The sequence below is a fragment of the Paenibacillus solanacearum genome (assembly GCF_910593845.1).
Taxonomy (GTDB): Bacteria; Bacillota; Bacilli; order Paenibacillales; family NBRC-103111; genus Paenibacillus_G; species Paenibacillus_G solanacearum.
Map to the genome: position 1 here is coordinate 108,129 of NZ_CAJVAS010000010.1, position 13,782 is coordinate 121,910.

General features: G+C 57.5%; 10 protein-coding genes. 4 read left to right on the plus strand and 6 right to left on the minus strand.

Annotated features, from left to right (window positions below; all coding sequences use genetic code 11):
* Window positions 1–78: 78 nt before the first annotated feature.
* Window positions 79–1,290: an MFS transporter gene (locus KXG62_RS13495; RefSeq protein WP_218092498.1), complete on the plus strand. Its 1,212-nt coding sequence runs from the start codon at window positions 79–81 to the stop codon at window positions 1,288–1,290.
* Between the two features lie 49 nt (window positions 1,291–1,339).
* A complete protein-coding gene (locus KXG62_RS13500; RefSeq protein WP_218092499.1) occupies window positions 1,340–1,522 on the plus strand; it encodes a hypothetical protein in 183 nt (60 codons plus the stop codon).
* A gap of 100 nt (window positions 1,523–1,622) precedes the next feature.
* Here KXG62_RS13500 and KXG62_RS13505 read toward each other — a convergent pair whose 3' ends face one another.
* From KXG62_RS13505 to KXG62_RS13515, 3 genes are all read right to left on the minus strand, one after another.
* The gene (locus KXG62_RS13505) at window positions 1,623–3,503 is read right to left on the minus strand and encodes a bifunctional metallophosphatase/5'-nucleotidase (RefSeq protein ID WP_218092500.1); all 1,881 of its coding nucleotides are present in this window, start codon (window positions 3,501–3,503) and stop codon (window positions 1,623–1,625) included.
* Between the two features lie 93 nt (window positions 3,504–3,596).
* Window positions 3,597–4,937 (minus strand): ABC transporter substrate-binding protein, encoded by a 1,341-nt coding sequence (locus KXG62_RS13510; protein WP_218092501.1) that lies wholly within the window; start codon window positions 4,935–4,937, stop codon window positions 3,597–3,599.
* 32 nt (window positions 4,938–4,969) lie between these two features.
* Window positions 4,970–6,715, minus strand: a complete 1,746-nt coding sequence (locus tag KXG62_RS13515) for an alpha-1,3-galactosidase-related protein (RefSeq protein WP_218092502.1) — start codon at window positions 6,713–6,715, stop codon at window positions 4,970–4,972.
* A gap of 202 nt (window positions 6,716–6,917) precedes the next feature.
* Between KXG62_RS13515 and KXG62_RS13520 the strand changes: the two genes are divergently transcribed.
* Window positions 6,918–7,790 (plus strand): helix-turn-helix domain-containing protein, encoded by an 873-nt coding sequence (locus tag KXG62_RS13520; protein ID WP_218092503.1) that lies wholly within the window; start codon window positions 6,918–6,920, stop codon window positions 7,788–7,790.
* Window positions 7,791–7,929: 139 nt separating this feature from the next.
* On the opposite strand, the gene KXG62_RS13525 is transcribed toward KXG62_RS13520, so the two are convergent.
* A complete protein-coding gene (locus tag KXG62_RS13525) occupies window positions 7,930–8,565 on the minus strand; it encodes an O-methyltransferase (protein ID WP_218092504.1) in 636 nt (211 codons plus the stop codon).
* A gap of 148 nt (window positions 8,566–8,713) precedes the next feature.
* Here KXG62_RS13525 and KXG62_RS13530 point away from each other — a divergent pair, with 148 nt between their 5' ends.
* A complete protein-coding gene (locus KXG62_RS13530; RefSeq protein WP_218092505.1) occupies window positions 8,714–9,880 on the plus strand; it encodes a THUMP domain-containing class I SAM-dependent RNA methyltransferase in 1,167 nt (388 codons plus the stop codon).
* Window positions 9,881–10,056: 176 nt separating this feature from the next.
* On the opposite strand, the gene KXG62_RS13535 is transcribed toward KXG62_RS13530, so the two are convergent.
* Both KXG62_RS13535 and KXG62_RS13540 read right to left on the minus strand, forming a co-directional pair.
* On the minus strand, window positions 10,057–11,634 hold the full coding sequence (locus KXG62_RS13535; RefSeq protein WP_218092506.1) for a sigma-70 family RNA polymerase sigma factor: 1,578 nt from the start codon (window positions 11,632–11,634) through the stop codon (window positions 10,057–10,059).
* Window positions 11,635–11,856: 222 nt separating this feature from the next.
* Window positions 11,857–13,668, minus strand: coding sequence for a glycoside hydrolase family 2 protein (locus tag KXG62_RS13540; RefSeq protein ID WP_218092507.1), 1,812 nt, complete (start codon window positions 13,666–13,668; stop codon window positions 11,857–11,859).
* Window positions 13,669–13,782 lie beyond the last annotated feature (114 nt).

The following is a 13,782-nucleotide window of genomic DNA, read 5'->3' on the forward strand; positions in this document are numbered from 1 at the left end:
AAGGAAGCATTACCCGCGAATGGTAAACCGACGCTAACGCACGAGTCATTTGCAGCATTCAGAAAGAGGGATACCGTTTTGGCAAACTGGAAAATCAATCTGACCGTCCTATGGTTCGGCAACTTTCTCGTCATGGGCGGCATGACGATGATCGTTCCGTTCCTGCCCCTTTATATTCAGGAAATGGGCATTCACGATGCGCATGCAGTCGCCATGTGGGCCGGCATCATCTTTGCCGGCAACTTTGTCACCTCGTTTATCTTTCAACCGATTTGGGGCGGCCTCGCCGACCGGTACGGCCGCAAGGTCATGCTGCTGCGTTCCGGCTTCGGAATGGCTATCGTCATGACGCTGATGGGTTTCGCGCTCACGCCGTGGCATTTGCTGCTGCTGCGCATGCTCAACGGCGTCATCTCCGGCTTCGTACCGGCGGCGGTTTCACTGCTGTCGACCAATACGCCCCGGGAGAAGATGGGGATGGCGATGGGAACGCTGCAGTCCGGCGGGGTGGCCGGCACGATTCTCGGCCCGCTGTTCGGCGGATTGCTGGCTGAATGGATCGGATTTCGGCCGATCTTCTACATCACGGGCGGGCTGTTGTTCGCCGCTTCGCTGCTGGCGACATTCCTCGTGAAGGAGTCGTTCGATTCGGCGCAGGCGAAACGACAGCCGAAACAGTCGATTTGGGTCGGACTCAAAGAATTAAGCAAAATCCAGGAGCTGCCGGCGCTGTATTCCGTAACGTTCGTGATCCAGTTCTCGATTCTCAGCTCGATGCCGCTGATCCCGCTGTTCGTGCAGGAGCTGCACGGCAGCGGCGAACTGCTGGCCTTTTACGCCGGGCTTGTCGGGTCGATTACGGGCTTCTCCAATATGATCGCCTCGCCGCTGCTCGGCAAAATCGGCGACCGGATCGGCTCGGTCAAGGTGCTTGCCATCGCGCTGATCGGCGCAGGGCTTGCCTTCATCCCGCAGGCGCTCGTCACGAACATATGGCAGCTGTTCGCCGCCCGCTTCATGCTGGGCATCTTCATGGGCGGACTGCTGCCGTCGGTGCAGACGCTGATCCGGCAGTATACGCCAAACGGGATGGAAAGCCGTTCGTATGCGTTCAACACGAGCTCGCTCAGCCTGGGCAACATGCTCGGTCCGGTGATCGGCGGCGCGCTTTCCGGCTGGATCGGCATCCGCGGCATTTTTATGGTGGCGGCGGTCATGCTGTTTCTGAATATGATTTGGGTACGCCTGACGCTCTACCGGCGTACGCTGAATGCGACTTCCGAGAGTTAGGAAGTCCGCAGCGTCTTGCATGGTTCATTTTCCGCAGGAGGTGCTTGGCGTGAAAATCAATATTAAAAAAGTATTGTTCATCCTGGTCTGCGCGGAATTGATGATCTGGTATTACGGCAGTATGGAGCTTCGCGAACCGCCCCGGTCGGTCGTGCTGCACGACAAAGGCCAGCCGAAAAAGCCCGAGCCCCCGCCGGAGCAGCCGAAAGACGGACTGCTCAAAGCGTCCTGAGCCTTTGGCGGCGGCCGGAAGCCCGGGATACGGCAGCATAGCCCCGCTTCACAGCAAAATGAGCCCTGACACACGTCAGGGCTCATTTTGTGCTGCGGCTTTACGGTTGGAGCGAACGAACCCGGTTCAGCTCGGGCACGTTCACGGCTCGCTGCTGTTTCAAGTAATCGGCAACCGGCCAAGCCGCGATTCGCTTTGCGCCGGTATAGCCTGCAAATGACGGATACGTGGCGGCGCCGGAGACAACCAGCAGACCGGTGGTTGCAACCCGATACGACTTCTTCGGATCGACCGGCTTATCGTTAATGAACAGCTGCGCCGGATCGATGCGCTGTCCGATCGGCTTCGTCCGGTCGTACACATAACGGACATTGTGCGAGACGTTAAGCGGGCTGAACGCCTCCGTCCCGTCGGGCTTCTTCTTCCACTGCTCCTCCAGAATGCGAATGAGCTGCTCGCCCGTAAAACTGACGTTGACTTGCGATATTTGCGTGCCGTAACTCTCATACAGCTCCCCGAACGTAATGACTCCATCGCGGTCCGCCGGATTTTGGCCTTTGGCATAAGTCAAATCCCGCTTCGGGTCGCCGGACATCATGGCCAATTCGGCCGGGCTGGAAGGATCCGCCTGACCGGAAGCGTAGAACGCGTCGGCGATGACGTCGGACAGCGCGCTTTCGCCTGCCGCATTGCGTGTCCGGGACAAGTCGCCGGTCAGACTGGCCAGCGGCTCCGCCCATTGCTGCTTCGCGCGCTGGACCCAGTAGGAGACGAGGCTTGCCACCTCCGGATCCGGTGCAATGTCCCGCGTGACCGGACGGTTATTCGCCTCGGTGACTCCGCGAATGACGTCCTTGGTCGCCGGGTCGATCTTCAAATTCACTTCGGTAATCAGCTTGCCGTGAAAGCCGCCCTCCATGACAGGCCGCGGATTGCCCGCCGGATCGTTAATCGAACAGTTGAACGCCTCGTGCCAATGCCCCGTCAGAATGACGTCGATGGCGGGCGACGCATACTTGGCGAAGTCGATCGCCGGGCCGGTCGGATTCAGACAGCCGTTATAGGGCCCGCTCTGCTTCGCGCCTTCGTGCATCAGGACGATAATCGTTTGTATCCCTTGATCCTGCAGCTCCTTGGCGTAGCGGTTTGCCGGTTCCACCAGCGCTCTCGCCGCAGGGTCCGACGGCATGCCCGCCTTCAGCTCGGGAGCGGCATCCGCCGCAAGCACGCCCATCTGAATGGACAAAGGCTCCTTCGTCAAGGCGGCAGCTTCGGTTAGGCCGATGATGCCGACCGGAATCGTTCCTCCGCGTCCGTCAGACACGTTCTTGACGATATACGGCTTCAGCACAAGCCCGTTCGTACGGGCATCGCTGATATTCGCGCTGAGGTATTCGAAGGAAGCGCCGCCGAACGGTTTGCCCGCGGAGTTCTTGAAGCAGCTGTCCGTATCCGCCGTGCCGAAGCACTCTCCCTTCATCATATGCCGGGTCAAAAAGTCGGCGGATATATCGAATTCGTGGTTGCCGGCTGCGGACGCCTCGACCCCGATGTTGTTCAAAAATTCGACGGTCGGCTCGTTCTTGAACGCCTCGACTTCAAACGGCCAGCCGCTGAAGTTATCGCCAACCGACAGCAGCATCGAATGCCCCTGCCCCCGCTCGGCACGAAGCTTCTTCAAATGCGCCGCGACATACGCCGCTCCGCCGACCCGAAGCTGGCCTTCGGGCGTAGCGAGCTGGCTGTTGTTCTTGTCCGCGGTCGGCTGCAAGTAGCCGTGAAAATCGGTGAGCGAGAGCAGTTGCAGCTCAACCGGAGCGGAACCGGCGGCCGGCTTGGTCCCGCCTGGGAGCAGCAGACCGGAACAAGCCGACAACACGGCAGCCAGCACCGCCATCAGCAGCCACCCGGCGAGCCGCATAGTTCTCCCCGTCCGCCTGCGCTCCGGAGTGTCTTTAAAATTCGAGGGTAAAATGGACACCGCTTGAGAAGCCCCTTTCTGTACTCAGCCCCAGCGCATGCTGCGAATGGCATAGGGACCGCCGCTTGCCTCAGTCTTGCGGCTGGACGAATCCTACTTGGTGCCGAGCTTCATTTCATCCACTTTCTTCGTAATTTCTTCCTCGGTTTCGCGAATGACCGTGTTGATGTCTTTGCCGTTATACAGATCGAGCGAACGGTTGTAGGCGATGCCCAGAGCGGTTGCGTCGTAGATGGTCGGGTATTTCGGCCAATACTGCTTGTTGTAGAAGGCGGCCTTTACGTTTTTCCCTTTCGTGTAAGGCAAATCCGCGGCAAAGGCATCCATCGTTTCCTTGGTCAGCAGCACTGGACCGGCGCCGTTTCGCGACACCCTCAACTGCGTTTCCTCGGATAACGCCGTCAGGACCACTTTAAACGCATCGTCCAATACTTTGCTGTTCGGATTCATGAATAAAGAATAGCCGCCTGCGGCCTGCGCTGTCCGCGGGTACTCCTTGAACACCGGGTAGGAGGTCATATCCCAGTTCATGTCGGGCACCGTTTGAAGACCGGCAGAGATCAGGTTGGGCACGCCCGACATGGCGACGATCTGCGTTTTGTAAAAATCCTCGTTATGCCATCGCGTAATTTTCGTTTTATCTTGCGGAAAACGGTTGTTCGGGATGGCGATCAGCTGGGTTAACAAATCGTAGGCCATTCGCCACTCTTTGGTAGACAAGTTCACCTTGCCGGTTTTCGGATCGAAATAATCCCGCGTAATCCCCCCGGCCAAAAAGTGAATGCTGTTATGGTCAAAGCCGATATATTGCGTGCCGTTATCGGAACGGGTCAGCAGCTTGGACTTTTGCAGTACCTCATCGAACGTAATGCCGTCTTTCGGATACGGGACGCCGAATTTATCGAAGATATCTTTGTTATAAAACAAAGCGATAAAATTGGTCGAGTAAGGAAGCGATATGATGCCGCCGGTCGAGCTGAACGTCTTGACGTAATTGATCGTGCTTTGATCATATTTGCTCAAGTCGAGTTTATATTTCTGGATCATCGGTGTCATGTCATAGTTGAAGCCGAGGTCGCCGATGCCTTTGGCCGTGCCGATGTCACTGATGACGATATCGGGAACTTCGCCGGCAACGATCATTTCTTCCAGCCGCTTCGTCCCGTTCGTACCGGGCTTGACGATTTCCAGATCAATATGAGGATACCGCTTTTTCACCGGTTCGATCAACAATTTATTCCAGTAATCATCAGAAAATTCCTGCCAGTACGAATAGGCAACCACCTTGGCCGGAGCAGACGCTTCCGGCTTCGTTTCGGCATTAGCCTCAGGCGCGCCGGGCGCGGGTGTCCCCGAGCCGCCGCAGGCAGACAGCATCATTGACGTGATTCCGATCGCCAGCAGCGGCAGCAGACCCTTTGTTACCAACCTCATGCGAATCCCTCCATGATATGATGATTCATTCATTAAACCTTGGCTGTACGATGAACCGAAATATCGACCTTCTCTTCCCCGATCAGGGCCGTACGCGCATCCTCGGGGCATTCGTTGCCGGATATGAGCCAGTTGCGGACCGCCTTGAGCTGGATGGCGTGCGTCATCCCCCTATGCATCGGGTAATCCGAGGTCCGCTTGATGACATTGTCGCGGAACACGAAGCCGTCGATCGAATGGCCGTAAACAATGCCGATATCGAATGTTTCGAACACGTTCCGTTCAATCCGGATGTTCCGGTGATAGCTTGCGGGATGCGCTTCCGGCTCGGCGATTTCCGGATCGATGTCGATCACGGCTTGCCCCCAGTCCGGGAAGCAATAGTTGCAAGCCAGGAAATGATTGTGACGGATGGTCACGTCGCCCACCGCCCCGGACTCGTACCACAGGTTCGCATCGCCGGATATTTTGATTCCCGCCCCCGGAGCGCTGATCGTGTTATGCTCCAGCAGCACGTTTCCCGGCGTCGTAATCAGGAAGCCTCTCGCCCGGTTCGCCCGGACCGTACATCTGCGCACCGTAAGGTCCGAATTCCACGTCTTGTTCTCGACGGCGTCACCGATCTGCATCGTCTCCGGCAGCGGCCGGTCGAAGACGATCGCCGTATAATCGGCGTTGAGCCGATCCGCGCTTACGACTTCCGCCGAAGCGTAGGACATCAAGCTGTCACTGCGAATGAATTGCATCTCTTCGCCTTGTTCGGCGATGACGACGCCCTTCTGCATGCCGTGCATCAGCCGGACGAGGATGGAACGGTCCGACAGGCGCTCGGCAATTTGGGCGTAAATGCCGTGGACGTTGAGCGGGTCGTCCAGCTGATTCTCGAACAGACAGTCCTCCAGCACGATGGAGCCTTTGCAGTTCGTGAAGTGGGTCGCGTCCGCCGTCGCCGTCACCGCCCGGCCGGAACCCGGCTTCCGTTTGACGTCGAACCGGCTCAGGCGGATATCGGCGCAGCGCTGCGCGACGAGCCCCATGCCCGGCGCGTGATGCACCGTCACGTTCTCGATCCGCACATTCGCGCTATCCTGGAGGAACAGTCCCGGGTGCTCGCGCCGGCCGATGCGCATGACGATAAGATTTCCCGCCTGCGGCATATGCTTCGGGCCTCCGCCTACCCGGATCAGGCCCGGTCCGACTTCCTCCATCCGCAGCTTCTTGAACGAGCTCCAGCTAATCCGGTCCCCGCTCTGATACGCGTGCGCCATCGTCTGCGGGTCGATATCGTGCAGCCCCCAGACCGGCTCCTCCCTGCCGCCGAACGTAAAATACAACCGGCCGGATTCTACCTTGTACGTCACGCCTTCTCCAAGCCGGACGACGAACGACTGCGCTCCGGTCTCCGCAACCGTTCCCTGCTCGAACATCGGCCGCTCCCAATCAACGGAGAAATTGCGCAGCGTAATGTCGCGCGCCTTCTCCAGCACAAAAGGAATGATGCGGCCGTGAAACATAAATTGCGAGCCTTGCCCGTCAATCGTCAGCCCCTCCATCTCCAGCAAGGGAAATGCAGTCCGGCTCGTTGCCCCCTGATCGTGGTTCGTTATATGGTAATACCGTTCCACCGCCTTCTCGGGATGAAAATGGTACGTCCCGGCCGGGAAAACCAATGTCGGCTTAGCAGCCTGACGGCACGCCTTCAAGGCGTCATACACAGCCAAAGTCGCGTCGTGTTCCCCGCCGGCCTGCAACCCAAAATCGTTCATGTCGAAAATCATCTTCGGCGTTCTCCTTCTTCGTTCGCGGAAATGCTGTGCAGCGATTAGGGAAGATGTTTACCGCTTTGCAGTGGCCTCCGTGTGGTATACTTGTAGTATATGGAAGGGGTTACACGCGGCACAATGAACGAAATTGGCAGAATAGGGTAAAATATTGCGCTTCTATTGTGCTTCTCTCAAGGCGCGAAGGGGAACGAGACCGATGCTGCAGGAAAATCAAAGATTAAGTTATATTTTTCGTTTTCAAGATACGGCGGCGCCGCTGCCCGTCAGCCTGTATGCAGTGGGGAGAGAAAGACAAACGTCGGATTACAGCCATGCCGGGATGACCCGCAAAGACCACGGCGGCGCGTATTTGTTCCAATATACCGTGGCCGGCCAGGCAGCCATCCGGATCCGCGACCAGGTGTTTCCGCTCGACCCCGGGAAAGGTTTTTTTGTGCCGTTTCACAGCGATTACCATTATTACATTCCGGAGGAAAGCAACGATTACGAGTGCTTGTTCCTGTCGTTCGACGGCAGCGAAGCCCCCAAATGCTGGTCCTTTTTCGCCGGCCAGCTCGGCAGCGTGCACCACTTCTCCGAGCACTCCAGCCCCATTCGGCTCGCGAACCACATCTACCAGGAGGCGAGCTCCAAAAAAATAAGCGACGCGTACAAACTGTCTACGCTCGCTTATCAGTTTCTGATGGAACTTTACCGGTACGGCAAAGGGCTTGGAATGCCCAAGGCATGGCCGGAAATTGTGACGCAAGCAGTCCGGCTCATCGACGAACGATATTACGAACTAAAAAGCCTCGCCGAGCTCGCCCGCCATCTCGGCGTATCCAAATATCATCTGATCAAGCTGTTCAACCGGTCCGTCGGCAAAACACCGGTCGAATACTTGACACGCAAGCGTATGGAAAAAGCGGTGGAGCTGCTGCGGACAACCGACTGGCCGCTGGAGCGGATTTCGCATGAAATCGGCTATACCGACGTCAATTACTTCAGCAAAGTGTTCCGCAAATCGCTCGGCATCCCGCCGGGGCGGCTGCGCAAGGACTACGATGCGTACGATTTCATGTTCGATTGACCGGCATCAGTCGCTTGCCGGCGGCATGAATGATGTGTACGCGAAAAAAGGGGCAGCCGAGTGAAATCCCCATTCGGCTGGCCCCTTCTTTATTCATGCATGCTTATTTGGTTCACCGGCCCTGCCAGCCGGCATTTGCTTACTTCACTCTCGCGATCGCAAGCCCGTCGTACGCCGGCAAGATTACGCCCTCCAGCCGCGGGTCGCGCACGATCCGCTCGTTGAACTCGCGCATTTTGACGACGCGGTTGCCTTTGACATTCGGATCCATCGTCTCGCCGTGCATGAGCGTATTGTCTCCGACAATGATCGCTCCCGGGTTTGCGAGCTTGATCGCCCACTCGAGGTAGTTCGGGTAATTGCCTTTGTCCGCATCGATGAAAAACAAATCGAACGTGCGTCCTTCCTGGGCAAGCGCCTCAAGGCTGTCGAGCGCCTCGCCGACGCGGTATTCCGCCTTGTCTCCGAGCCCCGCCTGCTGCAAATGCTTCTGCGCCACATCGGCGTATTTCTGTACCAGCTCCAGCGATACGAGCTTGCCGTCCGCCCCTAAGCCGCGGGCAAGGCAAATGCCGCTGTAGCCGCCAAGCGCTCCGATCTCCAGCACCTGCCTGGCGCCGATCATCTTCACCAGCAGCGTCAGCAATCTTCCGTAGCCCGGCGCGATAGAAATGTCCCTTATTCCGCTTTCGCGAAGGCCTTCTTTGACCCGCTCCAGCTGTTCATCCTTGGCGAATAACGATTCCGCATACTGCTCTCCGGTCAGTCGCTCCATCCTCCACCATCCTCCTTGCGAATTATACGCCTGCCTGTGCCGGCGGTCGTTGTGTATTCGAGTCCAATCGCCTATACTAGGTTATTGTATGGCTTTTCCAAACAGACTTCAACTAACGACGATTCGATGAAATGAAAGGAAATTCGTTATGCTTAAGGCTTCCCCAACGATAGAATTGATAGCTACCGCCCCCATGGGGCTTGAAGCGATCGTGGCCCGCGAGGTCCGCGATCTCGGTTATGACCAGGTGACGGTCGAGAACGGCCGTGTTACCTTTGTCGGCGACGCAATGGCCATCTGCCGCGCCAATTTATGGCTTAGGACCGCCGACCGCGTCCTGGTCAAAATGGGCCAGTTCGAGGCGCGGACGTTCGACGAGCTGTTCGAAGGCACCAAGGCGCTGCCATGGCCGGACTGGATTCCGGAGGATGCGGAATTTCCGGTGGAAGGGCGTTCGCACAAATCGCAGCTGTCGAGCGTGCCCGCCTGTCAAGGCATCGTGAAGAAAGCGGTCGTGGAGAAAATGAAGCAGCGGTATGGCACCGAATGGTTCCGCGAGACGGGCGGGCGCTTCGTGATCGAGGTGGCGCTGCTGAACGATGTGGCGACGCTGACGCTCGATACGACCGGTCCCGGGCTGCATAAGCGCGGCTACCGCAAGCTTGTAACGGAAGCGCCGCTGAAGGAAACGATGGCGGCTGCGCTCATCCTGCTGAGCCGCTGGCAGGCCGAGCGGCCGTTGTACGACCCGTTCTGCGGGTCGGGCACGATCCCGATCGAGGCGGCGATGATCGCCTGGAACCTCGCGCCGGGGCTTCGGCGCAGCTTCAACGCCGAAGCGTGGCCGCTCGTCCCGGAGACGCTGTGGCAGCAGGCCCGCGAGGAAGCATTCGATCTCGTACGCGACGACGTGCCGCTTGCGATCGCCGGCTCGGACATTGACCCCGCGGCGATCGATGTGGCGATGGCCGCGGCCAAATCGGCCGGGCTCGCGAAGGAGCTTCGCTTCTCGGCGCTGCCGGTAGGCAAAGCGCGGCCGGAGGGCGACTACGGCTGCATCATCACGAATCCGCCTTACGGCGAACGGCTCGGCGACTCCAAGGAAGTGGAGAAGGCGCTTCGCCAGCTCGGATCGGTCTATGTGCATCTGCCGACATGGTCGACTTTTGTGCTGAGCCCGAACAAGCAGCTCGAGCATTATATGGGCCGTACCGCCGACAAGAAGCGCAAGCTGTTCAACGGGCGCATCGAATGCGCGCTGTATCAATTTTTCGCGCCCGGCGGGCTGTACGGATGGCGCAAGCCGGAGCAGTAACTCCGCAGCAAGGCAGGCGAACTTCCGCTTGACCGGAACGCCGGACCCATCTGCTATCGGACGAAATGCCCCAACGAGCCTTCGGCTCCGCTGATCCAAAGCGGAGCCGGAGGCTTTATTTACGAGCGCCCGTCGGCGAAAGTATATGGCGCCGTTAGGCTGCTATAGCCGTGATTTTACCGTCGGGCGGCAACGATAGTTTGCTTCGTACGATCCCATCGCCACGGCACGGACCGCCCCTGGAGATGGACGCCGCCGTACCGTACGTCGATCCCGTTCGCTGCGATCCAATCTTCTTTCCCTTCCAGCACGCGCTCACCTAGCCCCGTCATCGCGACCGTACACTGGCGAAAGGATGGCGAAGGAGCCGAGTAGCTTGGAAACGTCGTATCCAAGCCTTCCAGCGTAAGGAGCGGCGCCGGACCTTGCGACATGAGCGCCAGGCAGCGCCAATATTGAAGATCGCCCATGCCGAGATCGTTCAGTTGATTGCCCGCTTGCTCGAATAAGTCCGTCGGCCGGTTCACGCCGCGGAGCACGAGCTCCAGCGTCGTCTGCTCCACAACGCCTAGTCCGTTAAACGTAGACGGAAATCTCGACAAATGAAGCTGAAAGGCATCGTGTACAAACGGCAGCACTGCCGTATGTTGTTCGCTAATGAGCCGTGCCAGCGGTTCGGGATCGGGAGCGCAGTACGCCTCCCATACGGTGCTGCCGAGCGCCAGCTCCGCCTGTCCAATGGACTGCCATGTGCCCGATAATGTTTTGAGTTGGCTCACCGACAGCTGACCGAGCCCGCGGAACAGCTCGATTCCCGGAAAGGCGCCGATGCTGAGCAAGCTTAACGTCGTCTTCCCCATCGTTTGACGAGCGAACCAATGAAGCAAGTAACAGAGCATCGTCTGATCGAACAAATCATGCTCGAACCAGAGTACGACGTCTTTGTATTTTCCGAAATCGCTCAATTCGATTTCTTGCGCTTCGCTGAGACGAATGAACTCCGCGCTTGGGATTCCCATCGCTTGTTCCAAGTAGCTTGCCCGCAGCTCTCGTTCCTCAGGACGCAGCGGTCCCACTGTGACCGGCCCCTCCGGGTATATTTCGCGCCATACGAGAATATCGCCTTGGACGACGCCCTGCCGCAGCTTCTCCGCTACGGAATCCCCATTGACTATATGAAGCATCGCACGCTCTCCTCCTTCGTACAAATCATGAAACATCGAAACCACATCGGCGACGGGCAGCATCCCCTTCAGCTTCTTGCGGGCGTCGTAAAGCCGCTTTTTCAACGTGGGCACCTTCGTTCCCGTGTAAGCCGAAATCTCTTGCAGGGAATAACCGTGAAAATAAAACAGCTGAACGGCGATTCGCAAGTTAGAGGGCAAATGAGCGATCGATGCATGAAGCCCGCTGTGCATTTCGTTGCGCTCCGCGAGCTCAGACACGCTCAGCTGCGATCCGGCGACTTGATCCATTTCATGCAGCGGTGCCGTCAAATGCCGCTTCCTGCGAAGCAGCCGATTGCACCGGCGCTGGGCGATCGCTTTGAACCAGCCCGGAAACGCCTCCGGCTCCCGAAGCTTGTGCAAATGGAGGAACGCTTCCGCGAATGCCTCCTGTACCGCATCTTCGGCCAAATGCGCGTCACGCAGCTTGTCGTAGGCCACAGCGTACGCCATGGCCGAATATTGCCGCACAAGCCGCTCAAACGCATCCCGATCTCCCTGCCTTGCCTTTTCGATCCACTGCAGCACGATGACTCATTTCCTTTCTGTCTTGCTATCATAGAAGTGCCGCTCTCGACCCAAAAGGTTACATGCCGATTCGCGATTTCGTTGGATCTTCATCGTTCCTTCCAGTGCGTGCCATACGTTTTATCATAAAGCTTCATGGCTGCCTAGCGCAAAAAAAAGCGGAAAGCCGCTTATCTAAAGCCGGCTTCCGCTTGATTGGTACCACTTTTTCCTTATTTTATCCTATGATGAGGTCTGCGGCTTTGTCGGGGTGCGCAACGATTCGTTCTTCGCCAACAGAGCGGGATAGCCGCCTTCATTGATCAGCCTGATCCATTCGAGCGGAATTTTCGGCTGTCTGTCGTAGGTGAGCAGTCCGTTAATTTCTTGCTCCACATCGGTCAGCTGCGTATAGCAGTAGCCCTGCACGTCAAGCGAATTCAGCAGCGGATGAACGACGTCCGCCAGACGCCGGACATAATCTTCCTCGTCGCTTGCTGCCGAGTAGCCCCAGCCTTCTTGCGCTCCTTTGCGGAAAGAAATGCCGCCGAACTCGGACACGATAATCGGCTCCTGCTGGTAATCGTATCCCGGCACGTAAATCCAACGTTTGGCCGGCTTGCTCGCTAACGCGTTCGCCACGGAGCTGTATCTTTCCGTCAATACGGAAGCCTTGCTTTCATAATCGTGAATCGTGCACAAGTCCGACTTGACATGCTCCCAGCCGTCGTTGGACATGACCGGACGCGTCGAATCGATCGACTTGGTCAGATGGTACATGGCCAGCGCATGGTGCTGCTGCTTCGCATCGACCAGGATGCGAGGCACACCCCAGCTTTCATTCAGCGGAACCCATGCCACAATGCACGGATGATTGTAATCGCGCTCGAGTACCTCGAGCCACTCCTTGGTGAACTTTGCGGCGTAAGCCTCGGAATAATCATAGGCGTTGGCCATCTCCCCCCACACGAGCAAGCCCAGACGGTCGCACCAATACAAATACCGGGGATCCTCCACCTTCTGATGCTTCCTTGCGCCGTTAAAGCCCATCTGCTTCGTCAGCTCGACATCTCTCTTCAACTGCTCGTCGGTTGGTGCGGTCAGCAGGCCGTCGGGAAAATAGCCCTGGTCGAGCACCAGCTTCATAAAATAAGGCCGGTTGTTCAGGCAAAGCTTGCCATCCACGATCGATATTTTGCGCATGCCGAAGTAAGCGGCGCCCTTATCGGCAATCGTCCCGTCCACCTCAAGCGTAAGCTCGACATCGTACAAATTCGGAGACTCCGGCGTCCACCAGCGGCCGAGGCCGTGGTCGTTGAAGTCGTTAAGCTTGATGGTGCGGCTGACCTCCCGCTCGGTTACGTCCGTGCTGATTCTGGCGACCGGCTGCCCCTCGAAGGTAACGCGGATCTGCAGCTGCGCCGAAGCGTTTGCGGGAAGTGCCGAGAGGAACGTGCGGATCTGAATTTCGTTCTCGTCAATGTTCGGCGTCAGCCTAAGCTTGGCGATATGTACCGGTTCCACGGGCTCGATCCATACGGTTTGCCATATGCCGGTCGTCCTTGTGTAAAAGATCGACTCGGACGTTTCTTTCCAATATTGCTTGCCGCGCGGCAGCGTAACGTCCTTGCTGTAATCCTGCGCTCTGACGACGATGGAAGCTTTGCCTTCGCCGGGCGGAAGGGCATCGGTAATATCGACCGTAAACGGCGTATGCCCTCCCTCGTGAACGGCGAGCAGCCGGCCGTTAACCCACACCTTGCTGCTGTAATCGACCGCGCCGAAATGAAGCAGAATGCGCTTGCCCCGGAACGCTTCGGGTATTGCTGTTTCTTTGCGATACCAGACGATATCGTGAAAATCGGTTTCTCCGATGCCGCTTAAGGCGCTCTGGTAACAAAATGGAACTTCGATGCGGCGCGCATATTCGTGACGCTCATACCACTGTTCCGCTTCTCCCTCATCCCGATCGTCATAATCAAATTCCCATGTTCCATTCAAATTCAGCCATTGTTCCCTGACCCACTGAGGACGCGGGTATTGCTGCCTGTGCATTGGTCGTTAACCTCCCCATCCGATCCGTAATGATCTCTCTCATTAGTTCAATAATTATTGCTTCAATTCATATTTATTAACTTCATTAAAAGAATAACCGATCGCTTTCCGCCA

Excerpts from the sequence above, each read along its gene's own strand:
- KXG62_RS13510 (WP_218092501.1), bottom strand. The coding sequence starts at position 4,937 with ATGAGGTTGGTAACAAAGGGTCTGCTGCCGCTGCTGGCGATCGGAATC.
- KXG62_RS13515 (WP_218092502.1), bottom strand. The coding sequence starts at position 6,715 with ATGATTTTCGACATGAACGATTTTGGGTTGCAGGCCGGCGGGGAACAC.
- KXG62_RS13520 (WP_218092503.1), top strand. The coding sequence starts at position 6,918 with ATGCTGCAGGAAAATCAAAGATTAAGTTATATTTTTCGTTTTCAAGAT.
- KXG62_RS13525 (WP_218092504.1), bottom strand. The coding sequence starts at position 8,565 with ATGGAGCGACTGACCGGAGAGCAGTATGCGGAATCGTTATTCGCCAAG.
- KXG62_RS13530 (WP_218092505.1), top strand. The coding sequence starts at position 8,714 with ATGCTTAAGGCTTCCCCAACGATAGAATTGATAGCTACCGCCCCCATG.
- KXG62_RS13540 (WP_218092507.1), bottom strand. The coding sequence starts at position 13,668 with ATGCACAGGCAGCAATACCCGCGTCCTCAGTGGGTCAGGGAACAATGG.